Consider the following 18,466-nt stretch of genomic DNA (forward strand, 5'->3'; position numbering starts at 1 on the left):
CATCCGCCTCGCCCTCGCCGGCACACCCTGGCTGCCCACCCCGCGCACGGCCCGCCCCACACACACTCTCGCCGCCTGAACCACCATCAACACGGAGCTACTCAACCCACCACCCGTGAATGGACACTCCGCCGGGTCGGGGTGCATGGGTACGCCGAAGACAGCCCTGGCCTGGCTCAGTGCGCCGAGGCCTGGCAACTCCGCTGATCGATCACACTCACGCGCGACCGACAGACACCAGCGGCCGTTGCCGTTGGTCAGACGCTCCAGGAGATCCATGCGGTCGATGATCGCAAAGTTGATCAGGACCGTGTTGTCGGGGAAGAGTAGATAGACGGCCACGATCAGAGGCCCAGCACCTCAGCAAGATCGTCTATGTCCATCTCAGGCGCCAGTGGACTGTCGACTTCAAGCGCATCCGGATCGATGCCGAGCATCCACGCGAGCATTCCTGTGCCGAGCGCGCCAGAAGCGATCCCCTGCAGATGTGCCTCCTGCAGCGAGACGGGGAAACGGCGCTGGGCAGCAGCGTCCATACGAACCGTGATCTCGTCGCGGCCCGACGGGTCACCCCGCCAATGTCGCCGCAGCAAGCGTTGTGTGGCATGCCCGGCCCAGGTCTGCACGACTGCGGGCACAGAGCCTCGGCAGGCCTTCAGGCGTCGCGCGAGTGCGTCGGTCGACACGCCCCATTCCCACACCAGGTCGGCCAGGCCAGCGGCGTCCAGGCCGTCCCAGTCGATCGATTCGAGCGACTCTCGTGGGAGCAGAACCTCGGCCGCGAAGGCATTTGCCGCCATCTCATGGTTATGCCGTTCACTCTCGGAGAGAGAATCATCATGGTGACGTCTGGCGAGATGCCCTAGCTCATGGGCCATAGACCAGTTCTCGTGGAACCAGCTCCCGGTCGCCGGGAGCGCGATCACTGGATGCCCGCCAGTGGTGAAGGAGTATGCGGTCGAGAGGCCGGCGACACGCACCACATCGACACCGAGCTCGCTCTCCAGTCGGGGAGCGAACGGTCGCACAAAGCGAGCACCGAGCGCGCGCCTGACCTGGGCCGGGCTTTCCGGCAGGGCAGGCAACTCCTGCGGCTCCGGGTAGGCCTGGCGGTACGCCAGGCCTATGTCCCTGAGCACCCGGTCGTCGGCCTCACGCCCGGGGACATCCCGCTGCCCCGTCTCGTGGTCGAAGGTGTGACGCGCCGCGACGACCAGCCTGTGGGGGTCGGGGCGTCCCGTGATCAACCAGTGGACGTCCGCGTCCAGGTGGTCGGCCAGGCGCGCAAGTTCGATCGACGAGAAGGCTCGTTTCCCGTTCAGCGCGCGCGAAAAAGCATCGGGGGTCATCCCGACGACCCCCGCTATGTCGCGGTGTAGAGCGTTGGGACAGGCCAGCTGGATGCGCTCCAGCACCCGGTCGCCGATGCCGTACATGCGGCCACGGTACCCCACGGTTGGGAAAATCCCAACCGCCGCCGTGCGGATGGCCGCGGAGAGCGAGGTGACCGTGCTCGTCGTGGGATGCGCCGCCCGGGAGCCGGCCGGCGAGGTGACTGCGGTGCCTGCGGCGCGCGACGCCGGGAGTACTGCTCCCCAGCGCGTGCACCATCACCGCCACGAGCTCACCGCCACCGAATGACACCAGATGCTGCCCCGCGTCCACTACGATCCGCCCTGTGCGCGACCCGACCGATCCAGGTCGCGATCCGCAGAATGATGGTGGCATGCCTGATGGTTTCGGCGATTGCCCTCCTCGCCCTCGCCCTCGTGGCCGAGACCGCCAGAGGGAAACATAGGTGAGATCACGATCCCTCCGTGGGGCGAGACTGGCCTGCGCGGGAGCATCCCTGCTGGCTGTGCTCGCGGCGTGCGGCGGTATCCCCTGCCGTGGCTGGACGGGCTCAGGCCGGACACCCGTGCCTACTACGGCGTGACCGGCGACTCCATACAGCGTCCGTTCAGTTGCCGCTCCAGCAGCCCGCAGGATCCGCAGGTGCAGCGAGAAGTCCTCGTCACCCTCCCGACGAAGGACACCGCCAGCGTCCATCTGGTCGCCTACCGGATGCCGCGCTGAGTTCCGCACCGCCACAAGGTGCGGAGCAGGTCCCCTCCTCCGCGCCGGAGCCGTGCCGAGTCATGTCGTGGCGGGTTCGGGGTGGGCCTTCCGTTCGGTGTCGAGGCCAGACCCAGACCCAGACCCAGACCCAGGCGCAGGCGCGGGTTCGAGTCGGGGCAGGAGGCGGTCAAGCCAGCGTGGTAGCCACCAGTTGGCCTGGCTGAGCAGGAACATGGTCGCCGGGACGACGATCAGCCGGATGAGGGACGCGTCGATGAGGACGCTGATGCCCAGTCCGAGGGCGAGCATCTTGATGATGATGTTGCCGGAGAGCAGAAACGCAAGGAAGACGCTGGCCATGATCAGGGCCGCGCAGGTGATGACGCGGGCGGTCGCGGCGAGCCCGTCGGCGACGGCGCGGGCGTTGTCGCCGGTGACGATCCAGCGTTCACGGACCCGGGAGAGCAGGAAGACCTCGTAGTCCATGGACAGTCCGAACACGATCGCGAACATCATCATCGGCACGTAGGCCTCGACCGGCACCAGCTTGTCGACGCCGAGCAGAGAGTTGCCCCAGCCCCACTGGAAGACGGCGACGATGACGCCGTAGGCAGCGCCGATCGAGAGCAGGTTGAGCACCGCGGCCTTGAGCGCGAGCACGGGGGCGCGGAAGCTGACGACCAGTAGCAGGAACGCCGCGGCGAGCACGACGGCGATGATGACCGGAAGCCGGGCGGCGACCTGGTCGTCGAACTCGAGGCTGGCGGCCAGGAATCCCGTGACGTAGCCGCGGCTGCCGGTGCCGGCGAGCGCGCGTGGCAGCGTCTCGTCGTCCAGGCGTGTGAGCAGCCGGTCGGTGGCCGCGTCCCGCGGACTGGTGGCCGGCACGACGGTGGCGACGAGCAGAGCCCCGTCGGCGGTGGTCCGCGCTGGGCTGACGCTGGCGATTCCCGGGGTGCTGGCGAGGGTGCGCGTGAGGCGAGGAGCGAGCGCCGGATCTGACACACCGTCCGCGAGGCGCACGACGACGACGAACGGACGGTTCGCGCCCGGCCCGAACGCCCGGCTGATGGCGTCGTAGGCCCGACGGTCAGTGAAGGATGTCGGGTTTGCGCCCGCGTCGATGTGGCCAAGCGTCATCGACAGCGCGGGAACGGCCAGCACGGCGAGCGCGGCGATGCCGGCGCCGAGATAACGCCATGGATGACGGCCCACCCGCGCCGCGTGCCGGTGCCAGCCGGTCGCGCCGTCATGGCCGCTGGCGGCGCCTTCGGCCACTGGGCGGCGCACCCACCACCGGTCGATGCGGTGCCCGGCCAGCCCCAGGAGTGCTGGTATCAGCGTGATGGCGGCCAGCGCGGACACCGCCACGGTGATGGACGCGGCCAGACCGAGCTTGCCGACGAACCCGATACCGGAGGCGAACAGTCCGAGCATCGCGATGACCACCGTGGCCGCTGCCACGAGCACCGAACGGCCGCTGGTCGCAAGCGCTCCCGCCGCGGCCTCGGCCGGCCTGACCCCGGTCATGAGCAGCTGGCGGTGCCGCGCGCACAGGAACAGGGCGTAGTCGATCCCGACGCCCAGGCCGATCATGATGCCGAGGGTGGGGGCCACCGAGGCGAAGGGGCTGGCCGCCGCGGCCACGCCGAGTATTCCAACGCCGGTCCCGACGCCGACCAGCGCGGTGAGGATGGGTAGCCCGGCGGCATAGACGCTGCCGAACCCCACGAGCAGCACCACGATCGCGACGACGACGCCGATGACCTCTGAACGCGCCTCCCCGGGCTTCGGCCGCGCGGCCTGCCCCAGGACACCGCCGTAGTCGACCCGGACCCCGGCCGCCCGCACCCCAGCGACCGCCCGGTCGACGGCCGCGACGGAGGACGGTCCCAGGGCCTTCGGGTCGACATCGAAACGGACCGCCGCATAGGCGGTCCGGCCATCCTGTGACGTCCTCCCCGCGGCCAGCGGGTCACTGATCGCGAGGACGTGCGGCAGCCGGCCGACCGCGGCCGCCGCTGCCGACAGCTCGGACGAGTACGCCCGCAGCGAGGCCGACCCTACGGTGAACACGATCTGCCCGGCATACCCGCCCGCCCCCGGCTCGTGGGCTTGCAGCAGGTCCGCGCCCTGCTGCGCCGACGAACCCGGCAACTGCAGGTCGTCGGAGTAGTGCCCGCCCGCGAGACGGTGACCAAGCGTCGCGGCGGCCAGAAAGACCACCCAGGCGCCGAGTACCCACCATCCCCGCCGCGCGCAGAACCGCCCCATCTGCGCCATTGCATTCGACCGGGATCGCACCACAACCACACAGTAACCACCCAGCCACCCGAAGCAGGAACCGGGAGCGACCTCGCCGGCAGAGGCCCAGGTCCTTGCCGAGCGCGCTGCGGAGGGGCCGCCTGACGCGAATGAGGGCCACGCAAGATACGAGTGAGATCAGAATGAGGACCGCATCATCGTGGCCCGACGCGACCCGCAGGTGTTCCACGCGCTTGCACCCGACCGTCAGATGCCGTCGCTGGCGCGATTCCTCACGCACCTGCCACGAGCGTTCGCCGCCCCCATGACGCCTTCGACTTCGGCCCCGCGGCCGGTGCCCTGCCGCATCTACCCGAGGTTCGCTACGGCCGGATCATCCTGGCTCCCGAACGATGGCGCCTCAACTCCGCGGACCTGCCCAGCCTCGACGCACCGGCACCCGACTGGCGTGGTCAACTCGCCCAGTGGCGGCAGCGGCATCGGTGCCCGGACCTCGTGGAGCTGGCCGACGGTGACATGACCTTGCGGCTCGACCTCGCGGTCCCGGCCCACGCCACGATCCTGCGCGGACATCTGGCCAAGACGGTCACGGCAATGCTGAACCGCGCGGTGCCCAGCGAGGACCCTGGTTGGATCGGCCGTGCGCACGAGGTCGTCGCGCCAGTGGTCCGCGCGGGTCCGCCCGCGCCGAACAAGATGGCCGCTGTGCTGATCAGCAGAGTCAACGCCGACGGCCATCGACCTGGAGATCCAAACGCCCGCTGGATCTCCGCTCGCGTCCATACACACCCCACCGCCATGGACGACGTCATCGCTAACCAGCTCCTGGACCTGCAGGTTCGGCTCGACGCAGCGCCGCTGTGGATGGTGCGCTACCGCAACCCTGAACAGACGGATCATCTGCGCATCCGCGTCGCGGCCCGCGAACCGAGCCACGCGGCCCGCGCGACCGCTCTCGGTGAGTGGGCCGCCATGCTGGCCACGTCCGGCACCGCCGGGCAGGTTGCGTTCGACACCTATTACCCAGAAGCCGGCCGCTACGGTTCCGGTGCGGCTCTCGAGGCTGCCGAGGCTGTGTTCTGCGCCGACACCGCCGCCGCAGTCATCGCACTGCGCCAGCCGCCGGCCGTGCTGCATCCCGACACCGTCATGGCATTGTCGATGCTCGACATCGCCGAGGCGTTCCTTGGCGGCATGCACTCGGCCGCCGACTACCTGACCGCACACGTCGTGACCAAGCCGCAGACGATCGATCATAGCGTTGTCGGTGCGACCCTTCGGCTGGCTTTGGAGGGCGTGCCTCGCGACCTGCCGCACCTGCCCGTCGACCTCGCTGAGGCCTGGGCGGCCCGCGCCAAGGCTTTGATCGCCTACCGCTCGGCGCTCCCCGGCCAGATGGATACAGCGATGGTCGCCGGATCCCTGCTGCACGGTCATTCGCAGCCGCCGCGACGACCTGCGCAACCATCTCGCCGCCCAGCGCGCCGCCGGCGCCGTCGACAAGGACGACCTCACCCTCCTCACCGTCCGCCTCCACGCGGCACCAGCACCAGCACCAGCACCGACGTCGACATAGCCCAAGCCGTCGCTCGGCGCCGGCGCCGGAGATCGCCCCGAACTACGCAAACGAACCTGGGGACCATTTTTCGCCCGGCGAGTTTGAGCAGCTTTATGGCGGTGCTTCCGCCACGTCTGTCGGCTCTATGACACCTGACCGCCCAGGAATACGCCCGCCGAGGGTACGAAGAGGGTCTTATTCGTCATAGAAAGCACACCGACGTTCCCGGTTTCGGCGTGGCCGCGCGACCGGAGCCCACAAATCATCCGGCGCGCCACTCCCCCGGACCGCGGCGACATGCTGGACGCAGAGCACCGCGCGCCATATTCTCAACAAGCGCGCAACCCGCTGCCTCCTGGTTGCCTTGTTGGTAAGCCTCGGACATTCCATGGCCGGCCGGCCAGTATCCCGCACAGCCCCAGCGGCCTGATGGCCGCAGGCAGGTGCTGCGATGTCACGGGGCGAAAACTCATCTCCGCCATGGGACTACGCCTGCGTACTTCGCAGGCCGGGGCGAGCGCGCCCCCACACAGCAGAGCAAGGAGCTAGATATGACCGGAACGAGTATCCGCCGCCGCCTGGCCGTCGCCGCCGGCAGTGTTGCCGCGGCCGGATTGGTCGCCGTCGGCCTGCCCGCGCAAGGCGCTCAGGCCAAGACTTCGCCCACCACTCCCCCGCCGGCGAGCACGTCCGACACGACCGCGCGCAACAGCGCCGGCGCCAGCGCCAAGCACCTCGACGGCGCCTGCAACCGGCTTTCGAGCGGTACCGGCGATCTCTGTCTGTGGTACTTCTCGAACTTCGGCGGGAGCTTCTCCGACTTCTTCTTCGCGGACAGCAACCTCAACGACAACGTCTTCATCGCTCAGGGCGCCGGCCAGGGCCAGCGCGTGGGCAACAACACCATGTCCGCGGTGAACTTCGACAACGTCTTCACTGCCCAGCTCTGGACCGGAACCAACTACACCGGCGCCTCCCTGAACATCCCCGCGGGCTCCGGAAACTCGAACCTCGGAGGGTTCAACAACAACGTCGAGTCGTTCAAGTGGATCTAGCACCGCGCATTGGCTGAGGCCGGAGCCGGTCTCTCCCGACCGGTTCCGGCCTCGGCCGGCTTTCCTTCGCCGCGCCGGCGTGCACGCGCCATCCAAGCGAGAGGACAATCAATGTCGCGGGTGTGGTATCCGTTTCGCGCCGCATCTCGAGGGGGTCCTGGACGTTCCCACTCTCCGACCGCCGCCCGGCGTGTGCGGGCGGGGGTGTCCGTGGCGATCATGGCGACGATGGCCGGCGGCTGTGGGAACGGCCCGACGACGCACGCCGACGCCGCGCCTCCCCCGAGCCCGCCGGTGGTGCTGGACGCATCGCGTCTGCGGCTGCCACTCGATCCCTATCTGCTGACGCCTCGTGAATCGGAGTGGGTGTCGCAGGCGTATCGCCGCCCTCTCACCGACTGCCTGCGGCGTTTCGGGCTCACCACGCCGGAGCGGCCCGTCTCCACCGGCGGGCCGGCGACCTCCAACGAGCGCCGCTACGGCATCACCGACCCGGCGCTCGCCGCATCGGCCGGATACCGCGTGGCCGCCACGCCGTCAGCCGCGGCGCCGACGCCGCCCGCGAGGCCGACACCGACGGGTTCGGCGGATCCCCGCCTCCTCGATGTGCTCACCGGTCGGCGCGGCACGGTCGACGGCCACCCCGTCCCGAACGGCGGCTGCTCCGGTGAGGCAAGGCGCCGGATGACCGTCGGCGCGCCCGCGGTCAGCGACCCGTTCCTCGCCCAGCGGCTCTCGCAGGAAAGCTACGGCCAGTCCGGCCGTGACCGGCGTGTCCAGGCTGCCACCCACGCCTGGTCGGACTGCATGCACGGACACGGCTACGACTACGCGACCCCGCTCGACGCGGCCGCGGACCCGCGGTTCCGCGACGGCCCGGTGTCGAGAACCGAGATCACCGTCGCGACCACCGACATCGCCTGCAAGAAGCAGACCAACCTGGTCGGCGTCTGGTTCGCCGTTGAGGCCGCCCTCCAGAAACCCAGGGTCGCGGCGAACCGCACGGCGTTGGAGAACATCGGGCGGACGAACGAGATCCAGCTGAGCGTGGCCAAGGGACTCGGGCTCGGCTGAATCCGGGCTCCCTCGTTCTCGTCGCGGTCCTGCCAGGCCGCTGCCACCCGTGCCGAGTCCGACCCCTGTCAAGGCACGTCGGTTGCGGGTCGTCTCGGTCGGTCGGGAGCGCGATGGGTGGGGGGCTTCGCGCCGCGGCGTGGTTGCCTCGGCTGGGCCAGGCGCCGAGTTCGAGTTGGACTTCGTCGGGGATAGTTTCGTCGGGGATAGTGGGGAGCGCCGCCGGGAACTGTTGCTGCTGTGCTGGGACGCGCTGTTCGAGCGGGTCGGGGCGGTGCCCCCGACTATCACCGCGTCCGGCATTGGTCCCTACCGGCCCCCGGCAGTCCGAGGAAACCAGGCGAATCATAAGATGATCAACAGTCAGGTGTCGTCCCCAGCACAACAGCTGGTCATGCGCTATTTCGAGATGTGGAACGGCGGCGACTCGGCAATCGCCCTCGACATCCTTCACCAGGAGTGGATCGACCACGCCCATCCCGAGGTCACCGGACCGGCCGGCGTGCAGCGAGCGGTCGAGCGCATCCGAACAGCACAACCGGACCTCCGCTTCAACATCCAGGCCCTGCTGGGCGACGGCAACCTCGTCGCCGCAGTAGGCGAGGCCGCTTCCACCCCGGGACCCGCGACGGCAGCCAGCCGTCTCATCTGGCTGGTCCGCATCCAGGACGGCCGAATGGCCGAGATGTGGACCTACCACAACGCCGCATCATGAGCGTGATCCACAACTCCCGACAATCTCTCCGGGCCACGACCGACACCCCGAGTTGCCTCAGATCTCATGGCAGATCAAGACCCTCGACTCTGCCAGCCAAGATGAGGCATCCCAGGTCGTGGCCGTGATCGTGTCTCACCTACGTTGGCAGACGACAGAGCGAGCCCGCCGCGGCCACGGATTCTGGTCAGGCGAGGTCCGCGTGCCCAAGGAACTCGTGGCCCTGGCCGGTACAGACCGGATCCGGTACCGAGGCGCAACCCGCAGGGAAGCCGAGGAGGACGGCGATAGGAAGTGGTCGGCGATCCGTGCCGGTCAGCAGCACATCGGCGATCTGACGGTGCGCGGCCTACCTCCAAGACGACTGGCTGCCCCGGAAGCGGAGCCTCCGTCCCTCGTCCAGGCGCCGGTACGCCCAGTATGTGCGTCTGCCGGTTTCCTACCTCGGTGGCATCCCTCTGACCGGGCCAAGGGCCCATCACATCGACCAGACGTACCAGCGGATCGCGGCGGACAACCCGGCCCGGCGGCGGGCGGTTGGACCGGCGACGATCAGGCTTGCGCACGCCATGTTCAAGACGGCGCTGGGCGATGCGGTCCGCCAGCGGATGGTGCCGTTCAACGCGGCCGAGGCCGTCGAGCTGCCGGAATACACCCGGCCGGAGGTCGAGCCGTGGGGTGCCGAGGAGGTCGGGGCGTTCCTGGACGAGGCGGCCACCGACCGGCTGTCCGTGATGTGGGAGCTGATCGGCCTTCATGGGATGCGTCGCGGGGAGGCGTGCGGGGCCACCTGGACGGGGCTGGACGACACCCGCTCGGTGCTGACGATCTTCCGGCAGATCACCGACTCGGGTGGCGATCCCGGGGTGTGGGCGCCCAAGACCCGGTCCGGCAAGCGGAAGGTGGGCCTCGACGCCACCACGCTTGGCGCGCTGCTGGCCCACCGGGCGACCCAGGACATCGAGCGCGAACGGCTCGGTCCCACCTGGTGCAACGGCACCCTTCCCAATGAGCACAGGGACCCGGTCGAGCTGTCGGAGCTAATGTTCACTCGCCCGGACGGGCGGTACCTGGACCCCTCGTGAGCAAGCGGCTCGGTCACTCTTCGCCATCGATCACCGAGTCGCTGTACGTCCATCTGCTGCGGTCGGTGGGCGCTCAGGCAGCCGAGATGGTCGCCGCGGCGGTGCCTCGTGCGACGCGACGTCCGCACCATGTCCGCACCAGCGTGGGAGAACCGCCGTGAGAGAAAGGGACGGGCGCCATCGTGCCTGATCAGAGCGTTGATCGGCAGGAGCCGGATGCGGCGGAGCTGGCGGAGGATGCGAGATTCGAACTCGCGAGGGGTTGCCCCCAACACGCTTTCCAAGCGTGCGCCCTAGGCCACTAGGCGAATCCTCCGTTGACGAGACTATCTGATCGTCGCGCGGGCGTGGGCACCGGGTCGCCCGAGCGGTGCCGCGGACCGGTGGCTCGCCGGTCCGGACCGGGGCGAGTCGCCAGGCCGGGCCTCTGAGCTGAGGCCATCCGTGCCCCACCCGTCCAGCTGTCGCCGTCAGGTTGCGTCTTTCTGTGTCTGGTCGGCTTCGGTGGGTGTTAAAACGGTACGGTTGGGAGAAACCCACCGGGTCAGGGGCGACCGGTCGACGGAGTCCGCGGGCCGGCGCGGAGAGGAGTGGTTGTGACGGAGGCGGGCCGGAAGCCGATCAGCGATCTCGGACGGAGCGGGCCGCCAGCGCAGCGCGAGCCGGTGGGCCTGCACGTCGATCGGGCCCACTCCGCCCGCATGTACGACTACCTGCTGGGTGGCAAGGAGAACTTCCCCGCCGACCGCGAGGCCGCCGAGCGGGCCCTCGCGGGCTTCCCGCACCTGCGGATCACCGCGCGGGAGAACCGGGCGTTCATGCACCGCGCGGTGCGCTACCTGGCCGAGCAGGCGGGGATCCGCCAGTTCCTCGACATCGGGACCGGTATCCCCACCTCGCAGAACCTGCATGAGGTCGCCCAAGCCGTCTCCCCGGAAGCCCGCGTCGTCTACACCGACAACGATCCGATCGTCCTCGCTCACGCCCGCGCCCTGCTGACGGGCAGCCCCAGCGGCCGCACCGCCTACCTCGACGCGGACCTGCACGACGTCGAGGCGATCCTCACCTCGGCCGAGCTGCGCGACACCCTCGACCTGTCCGAGCCGGTCGCCCTGTCGGTCATCGCGATCCTGCACTTCTTCCCCGACGACCAGGACCCGTTCGGCATCGTCCGCGCCCTGCTCGACGCCCTGCCCGCCGGCAGCTACCTCACCCTCACCCATGCGACCGCCGACTTCGACCCGGCGGCGGACCGGCAGGCGGCGCAGGCCTACCGGGACCGGGGCATCCCGATGCAGCTGCGCCGCCTGGAGGAGATCGCCCGGTTCTTCGACGGCCTGGAGCTCGTCGACCCCGGCATCCAGGCCACCCACCGCTGGCGGCCCGAGGGCTACGCCCCCACCGAGGTGACCGACGCTCAGGCCAGCATCTACGGGGCCGTGGCCGTCAAGAAGTGACGCCCTCGCCGACGGCGACAGCGGGCACGACCCCTCCGCGTTCATGATCCCTGCGGGACGGCTAGACTGCGTTGCAGACCCCTCGTGCGGCGTTACCCTCGTGAACCCCCCCAGGGCCGGAAGGCAGCAAGGGTAAGCGGGCTCTGACGGGTGTGCGGGGGGTCCTCTACGTTTCGCCGATCGTCTCGTCGAGCACGCGGAGCAGGCCAGTGAGCGCAGCGCTGTACAACCGGTACCGTCCGGCGACGTTCGCCCAGGTCGTCGGCCAGGAACATGTGACGGACGCGCTGCGCAAAGCTCTGACCACCGGCCGGCTGCACCACGCCTACCTGTTCAGCGGGCCGCGCGGCTGCGGCAAGACGTCGTCGGCGCGGATCCTCGCCGCGTCCCTGAACTGCGTGCACGGGCCGACGCCGGAGCCGTGCGGGGTCTGCGACGAGTGCGTCGGCATCCGCACCGGCTCGTCGATGGACGTCACCGAGATCGACGCCGCCTCGCACGGTCTGGTCGATGACGCGCGTGACCTGCGTGAACGGGCGTTCTTCGCGCCGGCGTCGGCCCGGTTCAAGGTGTTCGTCGTCGACGAGGCGCACATGGTCACGACGGCGGCGTTCAACGCGCTGCTGAAGGTCGTCGAGGAGCCGCCGCCCTACCTGAAGTTCGTGTTCGCCACCACCGAGCCGGACAAGGTCATCGCGACGATCCGCTCGCGGACCCACCACTACTCCTTCCGGCTCGTCCCTCCGGGGGTACTGCGCGACCATCTGGCGTCGGTCTGCGAGCGGGAGGGCGTGCACGTCGAGCCGTCGGTGCTGCCGCTGGTGGTGCGGGCCGGCGCCGGTTCCGTGCGCGACTCGCTGTCCGTCCTCGACCAGCTGCTCGCCGGCGCGGACGACGATGGGCTGCGCTACGACCGGGCGGTGACGCTGCTCGGCATGACCGACGGCGTGCTGCTCGACGAGACGGTCGACGCGCTCGCGGGGCGGGACGGCGCGGCCCTGTTCACCGTCGTCGACAAGGTGGTCTCCGCAGGTCACGACCCGCGGCGGTTCGCCACCGACCTGCTCGACCGCTTCCGCGACCTCATCGTGATGGCGGCCGTCCCCGACGCCGCCGAGCGCGGGCTGCTCGACGCCTTCTCCCCCGACCAGATCGACCGGATGCGCACGCAGGCCACCGCCGTCGGCCCGGCCGAGTTGTCCCGCACGGCGGACGTCCTGCACGGCGGCCTCGTCGAGATGCGGGGGACCACGAGCCCCCGGCTCATGCTCGAACTGATCCTCGCCCGCGCCCTGCTCCCCGCGGCCGCCACCGACCCCGCCGCCCTGATGACCCGGCTGGAACGGCTGGAACGCCGCGCGATCGTCGCTTCCGGCCCGGACCATGTCGTCGCGGGCGAGAACGGTGGGGCCGGTTTCGCCGCGCCCGCACCGGCGATGCCCGCGTCGGCGATGCCCGGGCCGGCGATGCCCGGGCCGGCGATGCCCGGGCCGGTCGCGGCCGGACCCGCGGTAAGCGGCCCCGCCGGATGGGCGCCGACCTCCGTTCCCGCGGGAACACCTGGTCACGGTGATCCTGCGACACCAGGAAGACCTGGTCCCGCCACAGGCCCAAGCCGGAGCGGTCCCGCGGGACCGGACGGCTATGGCCCCGCCACAGGACCGAGCGGGAGCGGTCCCGCGGGAACGGGCGGGCACGTTCCCGCCGTAACACGTGGTCACGGCGGTCCGGCGGGACCGGGCGGACACGGCGCCACCACAGGATCGAGCCAGGGCGGTCCCGCGGGATCTGGGGGCTCGGGCGGTCCCGCGGGAGCGGGCGCGGGCGGCGGGCGGATCGACGCGGCGGGGCTGCGCATGCTCTGGGATGAGGTGCTGGCTCTCACCGCCCGGCGCAGCCGCAAGACACACGCCATCCTCAAGGACCACGCCAGCGTCGCCGACGTGCGCGGTGACGAGGTGGTGCTCGCGTTCGCGACCCCGACGATGGGCCGGATGTTCGGGCAGGGCAACAACGGCGAGGTGTTCTGCTCCGCCCTGGCCGAACGGATCGGCGGGTCGTGGCGGGTGAGCGTCGGGCCGGCCGGCGGAGCTGGTCCCGCACGTGGCGGCGGACGGCCCGTGGGTGGGCCGCCGGCGTCTCCCGGAGGCGGTGGCGGCGGAGGCTTCGGCGGGCCGTCGGCGTCCGGGCCCGGCTGGGGCGGCGGCGCGCAGCCGCGCAACGGCGTTGGTGGTAGCGGGGGCGGCGGGGGGGCAGGGCCCGGACCGGCCGCGAACGGTGCCGGGCACGCGGCGGGTGCCGTCAGCTATGGCCAGTCGGGCGCAACGGGCGCCGTCGGCGACGGGCCGTCGAGCAACCTCGGACCCGCGGGCGGAAACACGTCCACGGGCGGAAACACGTCCACGGGGAACAACGGATTCGCGGGAAAGAACGGATTCGCGGGAAACAGCGGGTTCGCCGGAAACGGCGGGTTCGCCGGGAGTAACGGCCGTTCAGGGAGCGACGGGCACTCCGAGAACGCGCGGGCGGGCGGGTTCGGGACCGCGGGCGGTGGCGGTGGCGATCAGGCGCCGGGATCGTCCCAGCCCGCGAACCGGCCGGGCTGGAGCGGTCGACCGGCCGGCGAGGACGGCGCCAGCCAGCACAGCACGGGCGGGGTGGGTGCCGCGGAGGTGCCGCCACCGGTCGATGAGCCGTCGCTGGACGACGAGGATGTCCCGAGCCAGCCGGACGGGGCGCGCGGCGGTGAGGAGGCGGCGATGTCGCTGCTGCGCACCGGGCTTGGTGCCACGATCATCGAGCAGATCTCGACCACCTGAGGACGTAGGCTCATCGACATGTCGAACCCGCAGACCCCTGCCGGAGGGCCTTCCGCCGGTGCCGGCGGCGCCGCCCCGCTGGGGCAGATCCTCCAGCAGGCGCAGAGGATGCAGGCCGCGCTCCTGTCCGCGCAGGAGGAGCTGGCCCACGCCCGGGTGGACGGCACGGCCGGCGGCGGCCTCGTACGCGCCACCGTCAACGGCGGCGGCGAGCTCGTCGACCTGACGATCTCCCGCGAGGCGGTCGACCCCGACGACACCGAGACGCTCGCCGATCTGGTCCTCGCCGCCGTCCGGGACGCGACCACCAACGCCCACCGGCTGGCCGAGGAGCGGATGGGTTCGGTCACCGGCGGGCTGGCCGGCCTCGGTGGCTTCGGCGGACCTGCGCCGGGCGGGGCGCCCGGCGGGCTGGGCGATCTCGGTGGGCTGGGTGGGCTGGGTGATCTCGGCGGGCTGCTGGGCGGTGGCGGGCCCCGGCCCGTGGCCGGCGGCGAGCAGCCGGGCTGACGGGCGGACGGGTCGATGTACGAGGGCGTCGTCCAGGATCTGATCGACGAGCTCGGGCGACTGCCCGGCATCGGGCCGAAGAGCGCCCAGCGCATCGCGTTCCACCTGCTGGCCGCCGACCCGGTGGACGTTCGCCGGCTGGCGGCGGCGCTGACGGAGGTCAAGGAGAAGGTCCGGTTCTGCCGGAGCTGCTTCAACGTCGCCCAGGCCGAGCTGTGCCGGATCTGCGCCGATCCCCGCCGGGATGACTCGCTCATCTGCGTGGTGGAGGAGTCCAAGGACGTCGTCGCGATCGAGCGCACCCGGGAGTTCCGCGGCCGCTACCACGTGCTCGGCGGGGCGATCAATCCGATCGCCGGGGTGGGTCCCGACGACCTGCACATCCGCGAGCTGGTCGCCCGGCTGGCCGATGGCACGGTCACCGAGCTGATCCTGGCCACCGACCCGAACACCGAGGGCGAGGTCACCGCCTCCTACCTGGCCCGCCAGATCGGTCCGATGGGGCTGCGGGTCACCCGGCTGGCCAGTGGGCTGCCGATGGGCGGCGACCTGGAATGGGCCGACGAGGTGACGCTTGGACGCGCCTTCGAAGGGCGCCGGGTCGTCGGCGCCTGAGCTCAGAAGCCCAGAATCGGCGCGTATGCCGAGCTGGGCACGGAGGCGAGTGTCAGCAGGACGACGCTGACGTCGAGGTGGTCCGCCTCATCGCTGAACACGGCGTGCAGGCCGCGGGTGCGGTAGACGGCTATGCCCTGCTCCCGCACCACCCGGACGCCGAACACGTTCGTGGCCCGGATCCACCAGACCCGCCCGTCCGCGCGGATCCGGATCTGCCGGGCGTCGCGGCGCAGGCCCGTCGTCAGTCGGGCCCGGCCCGCAGGGGGTAGCCGCGGCTGGTCGACATAGCCGACGATGTCGCGTTCCGGGCCGTGGACGACGAGCCGGATCGGCTGGGCCGCGGGCCCCGGCTCCACGAGGTCGAGCTCCGCGGTGATCTCCCGATCGGACGGGAGGAGCTCGGCGTTCCACACTCCCTCGCCGTGCAGGACCCGCTTGCCTCGCGGGCCGCCCTCGGGATGGCCACGGGGCAGCGCCCCGACGATGATCCGCCCGGCGCCGTCCAGCCGCCACGCCACCGAGACCACCATCCCCGCCGGCGCGGTGGGTCCGGCATCCCGGACGGGGAGCAGTCGGCACGCCCGCGTGTCGCCGCGCACACCGTCCGTCCAGCTCGTCACGCGCGGGGACCGCGCCGAAGCGCCGGCCTGCCATGCCCGCCCCCGGACGGATCCACCCGCTTCGATCACCCTGCCCCGATCACCCTCAGCAAAGTCCGTCACTCTTCGCATCGGCCGCCACCGTCGTCCGACCTGTCAGGCAGCGGTGAGCAACACCTCGCTGCGCTGTGCACCCAGATGCTACGCCGTGCGGCCATCTGTCCATCATGCGCACTCGCTCGCGCAGGTGCGCGCGCGTCAGCGTTGGCGAATGGCCGCGCGTCCGACTGCGCAGACGCGTGCTCCTTCGAACATCCATCGGGAGAAGCATTTGCACATGCAAAAGCACAGGAGCCACCGCGGTGGCCTCTCCGGGACCCAGACGCCGTCCCGCCCCGCCGGAAGGGCAAGGTAGAGGTCGCGCCCCTGCCGCACCGCTGTCCGAGGAGACCCATAGAATGATCATCAGCTCGCATGTCGGCGCCGGCGCGTTCGTCGGCATGGCAGTCCGGGATCCGGCGGCGGCGCTCGCCGCCGGCTTCGTCTCCCACCTCGTCATGGACGCGATGCCGCACTGGGGCACCGGGCCGAACACCGAGGCCGAGTGGCTGCCGATCGCCCGCCGCGACGGCGTGGCCGGGCTCGCCGCCATGGCGCTGCTGACCGCGTCCGCGCCCGCCGGCCGCCGCCTCGCCGTGCTCGCCGGCATGACCGGGGCCTGCCTGCCCGACACCGACAAGGTCGGCCGGTACTTCGTCGGTTCGAGCCCGTGGCCGAGCCGGTTCGACCGCTTCCACGAGCGGATCCAGAACGAGGCCCGCCACCGCCTGCCCCGCGAGGTGGCCACCGCCGCCGTCCTGACCGCGGCCGGCACCCTCCTGCTGCGCCGCCTCGCCACCCGCCCCTAGCCCGGCAGAGCGCGCCTAGGGCACCAGGGCGCCCCTACGGGATCAGGACCGCAGCACCGCTCACCCGGTCGGCGGCCAGGTCGGTGAGCGCCTGATCGGCGGCGTCGAGCGGGTAGGGCGTGGTGGTGACCGACAGCCGCCGACGCGCGGCGATCGCCAGGAACTCCTCGCCGTCCGCCCGGGTGTTCGCGGTCGTGCTGCGCAGGTCGCGCTCCTGGAACAGGTGCTCGGCGTAGCGCAGCCGCGGGATGTCCGTCAGGTGGATGCCGGCGACGGACAGCGTCCCGCCACGGTCGAGCGCCGCCAGCGCCACCGGCACCAGCTCCCCCACCGGGGCGAACAGGACGGCGGCGTCCAGCGACTCGGGCGGCGGGTCACAGGCACCGGCCGCCGAGGCGGCGCCGAGGCCCAGGGCCAGCTCACGGGCGGCGGGCGAGCGGGTCATCACGTGCACCCGGGCACCCTGCCCGATCGCCACCTGGGCGGCCAGGTGGGCGGAGGCGCCGAAACCGTAGATGCCCAGGCGCCCGCCGGGCGGTAGCTTCGCCCGGCGCAGCGCCCGGTAGCCGACGATGCCCGCGCACAACAGCGGCGCGAGCTCGGCGTCGGAGTAGCCGTCCGGCAGCCGGTAGGCATAGTCGGCGCGGACGCAGACGTACTCCGCGTAGCCGCCGTCCACGTCCCAGCCGGTGTAGGTCGACGCCGGGCACAGGTTCTCCGCCCCGCGCGCACAGTAGGCGCAGGTGCCGTCGGTCGACGCGAGCCAGGCCACGCCCAGCCGATCCCCGCGGCGCACGGCAGACCCTGGCCCACCCGCCCCGGGACCGAGCGCGTCGGGACCGCCTACCCCGGGACCGAGCGCGTCGACGCGGCCGACGACCTCGTGGCCCGGCACGGCGCGCGCGCGGCGCGGGGCGAGGTCGCCCTCGGCGAGATGCAGGTCGGTCCGGCACACCCCGCAGGCATCGACCCGAAGCCTGACCTGTCCCGGGCCCGGTTCGGGGACCGGGAGGTCGGCACGGCGCAGCGGCCGGCTGGCCATCGGCCCCGGCGTGTCGACCTGCCAGGCCCGCATCTCCCGCGTCCCCGCTCAGCCGCTCAGCCGCTCAGACGCTGACGCCGTGGTCGCGGGCCAGGCCGCCGAGGTCGTTGTGGCCCTGGCCGACGGCGCGGAACTTCCACTCGGCGCCGTTGCGGTAGACCTCGCCGAAGATGACCACGGTCTCGGTGGAGTAGTCCTCGGACAGGTCGTAGCGGACCAGCTCGTTGCCGCCCTGGTCGACGACGCGGATGTAGGCGTTACGCACCTGGCCGAAGTTCTGGCTGCGGCCCGCCGCGTCGTAGATGGACACCGGTACGACGATGCGCTCGATGTCGGCGGGGACCTTCGGCAGGTCGATGATGATCGACTCGTCGTCGCCCTCGCCCTGGCCGGTCGTGTTGTCACCGGTCAGCGTGATCGAGCCGTCGGGGGCGGCGAGGTTGTTGTAGAAGATGAAGTAGCCGTCGCTGAGGGCCTTGCCGTCGGTCTTGACCCCGATCGCCGAGGCGTCGAGGTCGAAGTCCGTCCCGGTGGTGGTGCGGGCGTCCCAGCCCAGACCGACGTTGAGCGCGGTGAGCTGGGCGGTGCCGGCCTCAGCGGCCTGCTTGGTGAGGCTGACGTTGCCACCCTTGGCAAGGCTGACTGCCATTGCGGATCGTCCTTCCTGGGGCGGTCCTCGGCGTCGGGGACCGGTTCGTACGGC

General features: G+C 71.2%; 17 protein-coding genes, 1 tRNA gene, 1 other RNA gene and 1 pseudogene. 13 read left to right on the forward strand and 7 right to left on the reverse strand.

Translation table 11 applies throughout. The features are described 5' to 3' along the window. A pseudogene (locus AC6EXY_RS21475) lies at nt 1–342 on the reverse strand (hypothetical protein); the annotation flags it as partial. A 2-nt stretch (nt 343–344) separates the two neighbouring features. Then, entirely contained in the window at nt 345–1,436 is a 1,092-nt protein-coding gene (locus AC6EXY_RS21480) for an ImmA/IrrE family metallo-endopeptidase (RefSeq protein WP_499817888.1), read from the reverse strand. 67 nt (nt 1,437–1,503) lie between these two features. Here AC6EXY_RS21480 and AC6EXY_RS21485 point away from each other — a divergent pair, with 67 nt between their 5' ends. Together AC6EXY_RS21485 and AC6EXY_RS21490 are read left to right on the forward strand one after the other, a co-directional pair. Continuing rightward, nucleotides 1,504–1,641: a hypothetical protein gene (locus AC6EXY_RS21485; protein ID WP_499817887.1), complete on the forward strand. Its 138-nt coding sequence runs from the start codon at nt 1,504–1,506 to the stop codon at nt 1,639–1,641. A gap of 228 nt (nt 1,642–1,869) precedes the next feature. Beyond that, the gene (locus AC6EXY_RS21490; RefSeq protein ID WP_101832191.1) at nt 1,870–2,076 is read left to right on the forward strand and encodes a hypothetical protein; all 207 of its coding nucleotides are present in this window, start codon (nt 1,870–1,872) and stop codon (nt 2,074–2,076) included. A gap of 60 nt (nt 2,077–2,136) precedes the next feature. On the opposite strand, the gene AC6EXY_RS21495 is transcribed toward AC6EXY_RS21490, so the two are convergent. Next, nucleotides 2,137–4,341, reverse strand: coding sequence for an MMPL family transporter (locus AC6EXY_RS21495; RefSeq protein ID WP_499817886.1), 2,205 nt, complete (start codon nt 4,339–4,341; stop codon nt 2,137–2,139). A gap of 249 nt (nt 4,342–4,590) precedes the next feature. Between AC6EXY_RS21495 and AC6EXY_RS21500 the strand changes: the two genes are divergently transcribed. The 5 genes from AC6EXY_RS21500 (at nt 4,591) to AC6EXY_RS21520 (ending at nt 9,810) form a co-directional block, all read left to right on the forward strand. Next, entirely contained in the window at nt 4,591–6,030 is a 1,440-nt protein-coding gene (locus tag AC6EXY_RS21500) for a thiopeptide-type bacteriocin biosynthesis protein (protein WP_499817891.1), read from the forward strand. 402 nt (nt 6,031–6,432) lie between these two features. Further along, a complete protein-coding gene (locus AC6EXY_RS21505; RefSeq protein ID WP_101832194.1) occupies nt 6,433–6,936 on the forward strand; it encodes a peptidase inhibitor family I36 protein in 504 nt (167 codons plus the stop codon). Between the two features lie 219 nt (nt 6,937–7,155). Beyond that, nucleotides 7,156–8,010 (forward strand): hypothetical protein, encoded by an 855-nt coding sequence (locus AC6EXY_RS21510; protein WP_499817890.1) that lies wholly within the window; start codon nt 7,156–7,158, stop codon nt 8,008–8,010. A 175-nt stretch (nt 8,011–8,185) separates the two neighbouring features. Further along, on the forward strand, nt 8,186–8,725 hold the full coding sequence (locus AC6EXY_RS21515; RefSeq protein ID WP_499842398.1) for an ester cyclase: 540 nt from the start codon (nt 8,186–8,188) through the stop codon (nt 8,723–8,725). A 422-nt stretch (nt 8,726–9,147) separates the two neighbouring features. Beyond that, on the forward strand, nt 9,148–9,810 hold the full coding sequence (locus AC6EXY_RS21520; protein ID WP_499817884.1) for a site-specific integrase: 663 nt from the start codon (nt 9,148–9,150) through the stop codon (nt 9,808–9,810). A gap of 228 nt (nt 9,811–10,038) precedes the next feature. On the opposite strand, the gene AC6EXY_RS21525 is transcribed toward AC6EXY_RS21520, so the two are convergent. Continuing rightward, nucleotides 10,039–10,126, reverse strand: a tRNA-Ser gene (locus AC6EXY_RS21525). Between the two features lie 280 nt (nt 10,127–10,406). Between AC6EXY_RS21525 and AC6EXY_RS21530 the strand changes: the two genes are divergently transcribed. The 5 genes from AC6EXY_RS21530 to recR all read left to right on the forward strand — a co-directional run bounded on the left by AC6EXY_RS21530 (nt 10,407) and on the right by recR (nt 15,211). Continuing rightward, nucleotides 10,407–11,267: an SAM-dependent methyltransferase gene (locus AC6EXY_RS21530; protein ID WP_499817883.1), complete on the forward strand. Its 861-nt coding sequence runs from the start codon at nt 10,407–10,409 to the stop codon at nt 11,265–11,267. A gap of 73 nt (nt 11,268–11,340) precedes the next feature. Beyond that, nucleotides 11,341–11,437, forward strand: an RNA gene (ffs, locus tag AC6EXY_RS21535) — signal recognition particle sRNA small type. Nucleotides 11,438–11,476: 39 nt separating this feature from the next. After that, nucleotides 11,477–14,086 carry a DNA polymerase III subunit gamma and tau gene (locus AC6EXY_RS21540; RefSeq protein ID WP_499817882.1) on the forward strand — a complete coding sequence of 870 codons (2,610 nt, stop codon included), beginning with the start codon at nt 11,477–11,479 and terminating at the stop codon, nt 14,084–14,086. 18 nt (nt 14,087–14,104) lie between these two features. Continuing rightward, nucleotides 14,105–14,596: a YbaB/EbfC family nucleoid-associated protein gene (locus AC6EXY_RS21545; RefSeq protein ID WP_499817881.1), complete on the forward strand. Its 492-nt coding sequence runs from the start codon at nt 14,105–14,107 to the stop codon at nt 14,594–14,596. 15 nt (nt 14,597–14,611) lie between these two features. Next, nucleotides 14,612–15,211, forward strand: coding sequence for a recombination mediator RecR (gene recR, locus AC6EXY_RS21550; RefSeq protein WP_101832106.1), 600 nt, complete (start codon nt 14,612–14,614; stop codon nt 15,209–15,211). A gap of 2 nt (nt 15,212–15,213) precedes the next feature. Here the strand turns inward: recR and AC6EXY_RS21555 are convergent, their stop codons facing one another. Next, nucleotides 15,214–15,834, reverse strand: a complete 621-nt coding sequence (locus AC6EXY_RS21555; protein ID WP_423748078.1) for a hypothetical protein — start codon at nt 15,832–15,834, stop codon at nt 15,214–15,216. 437 nt (nt 15,835–16,271) lie between these two features. On the opposite strand from AC6EXY_RS21555, the gene AC6EXY_RS21560 reads away from it, so the two are divergent. Continuing rightward, nucleotides 16,272–16,721 carry a hypothetical protein gene (locus AC6EXY_RS21560; RefSeq protein WP_499817880.1) on the forward strand — a complete coding sequence of 150 codons (450 nt, stop codon included), beginning with the start codon at nt 16,272–16,274 and terminating at the stop codon, nt 16,719–16,721. Between the two features lie 34 nt (nt 16,722–16,755). Here AC6EXY_RS21560 and AC6EXY_RS21565 read toward each other — a convergent pair whose 3' ends face one another. Together AC6EXY_RS21565 and AC6EXY_RS21570 are read right to left on the reverse strand one after the other, a co-directional pair. Continuing rightward, nucleotides 16,756–17,796, reverse strand: a complete 1,041-nt coding sequence (locus AC6EXY_RS21565) for a zinc-dependent alcohol dehydrogenase family protein (protein WP_101832108.1) — start codon at nt 17,794–17,796, stop codon at nt 16,756–16,758. A 31-nt stretch (nt 17,797–17,827) separates the two neighbouring features. After that, entirely contained in the window at nt 17,828–18,412 is a 585-nt protein-coding gene (locus AC6EXY_RS21570) for a TerD family protein (RefSeq protein ID WP_101832109.1), read from the reverse strand. Nucleotides 18,413–18,466 lie beyond the last annotated feature (54 nt).

Source organism: Frankia sp. RB5 (assembly GCF_059816245.1).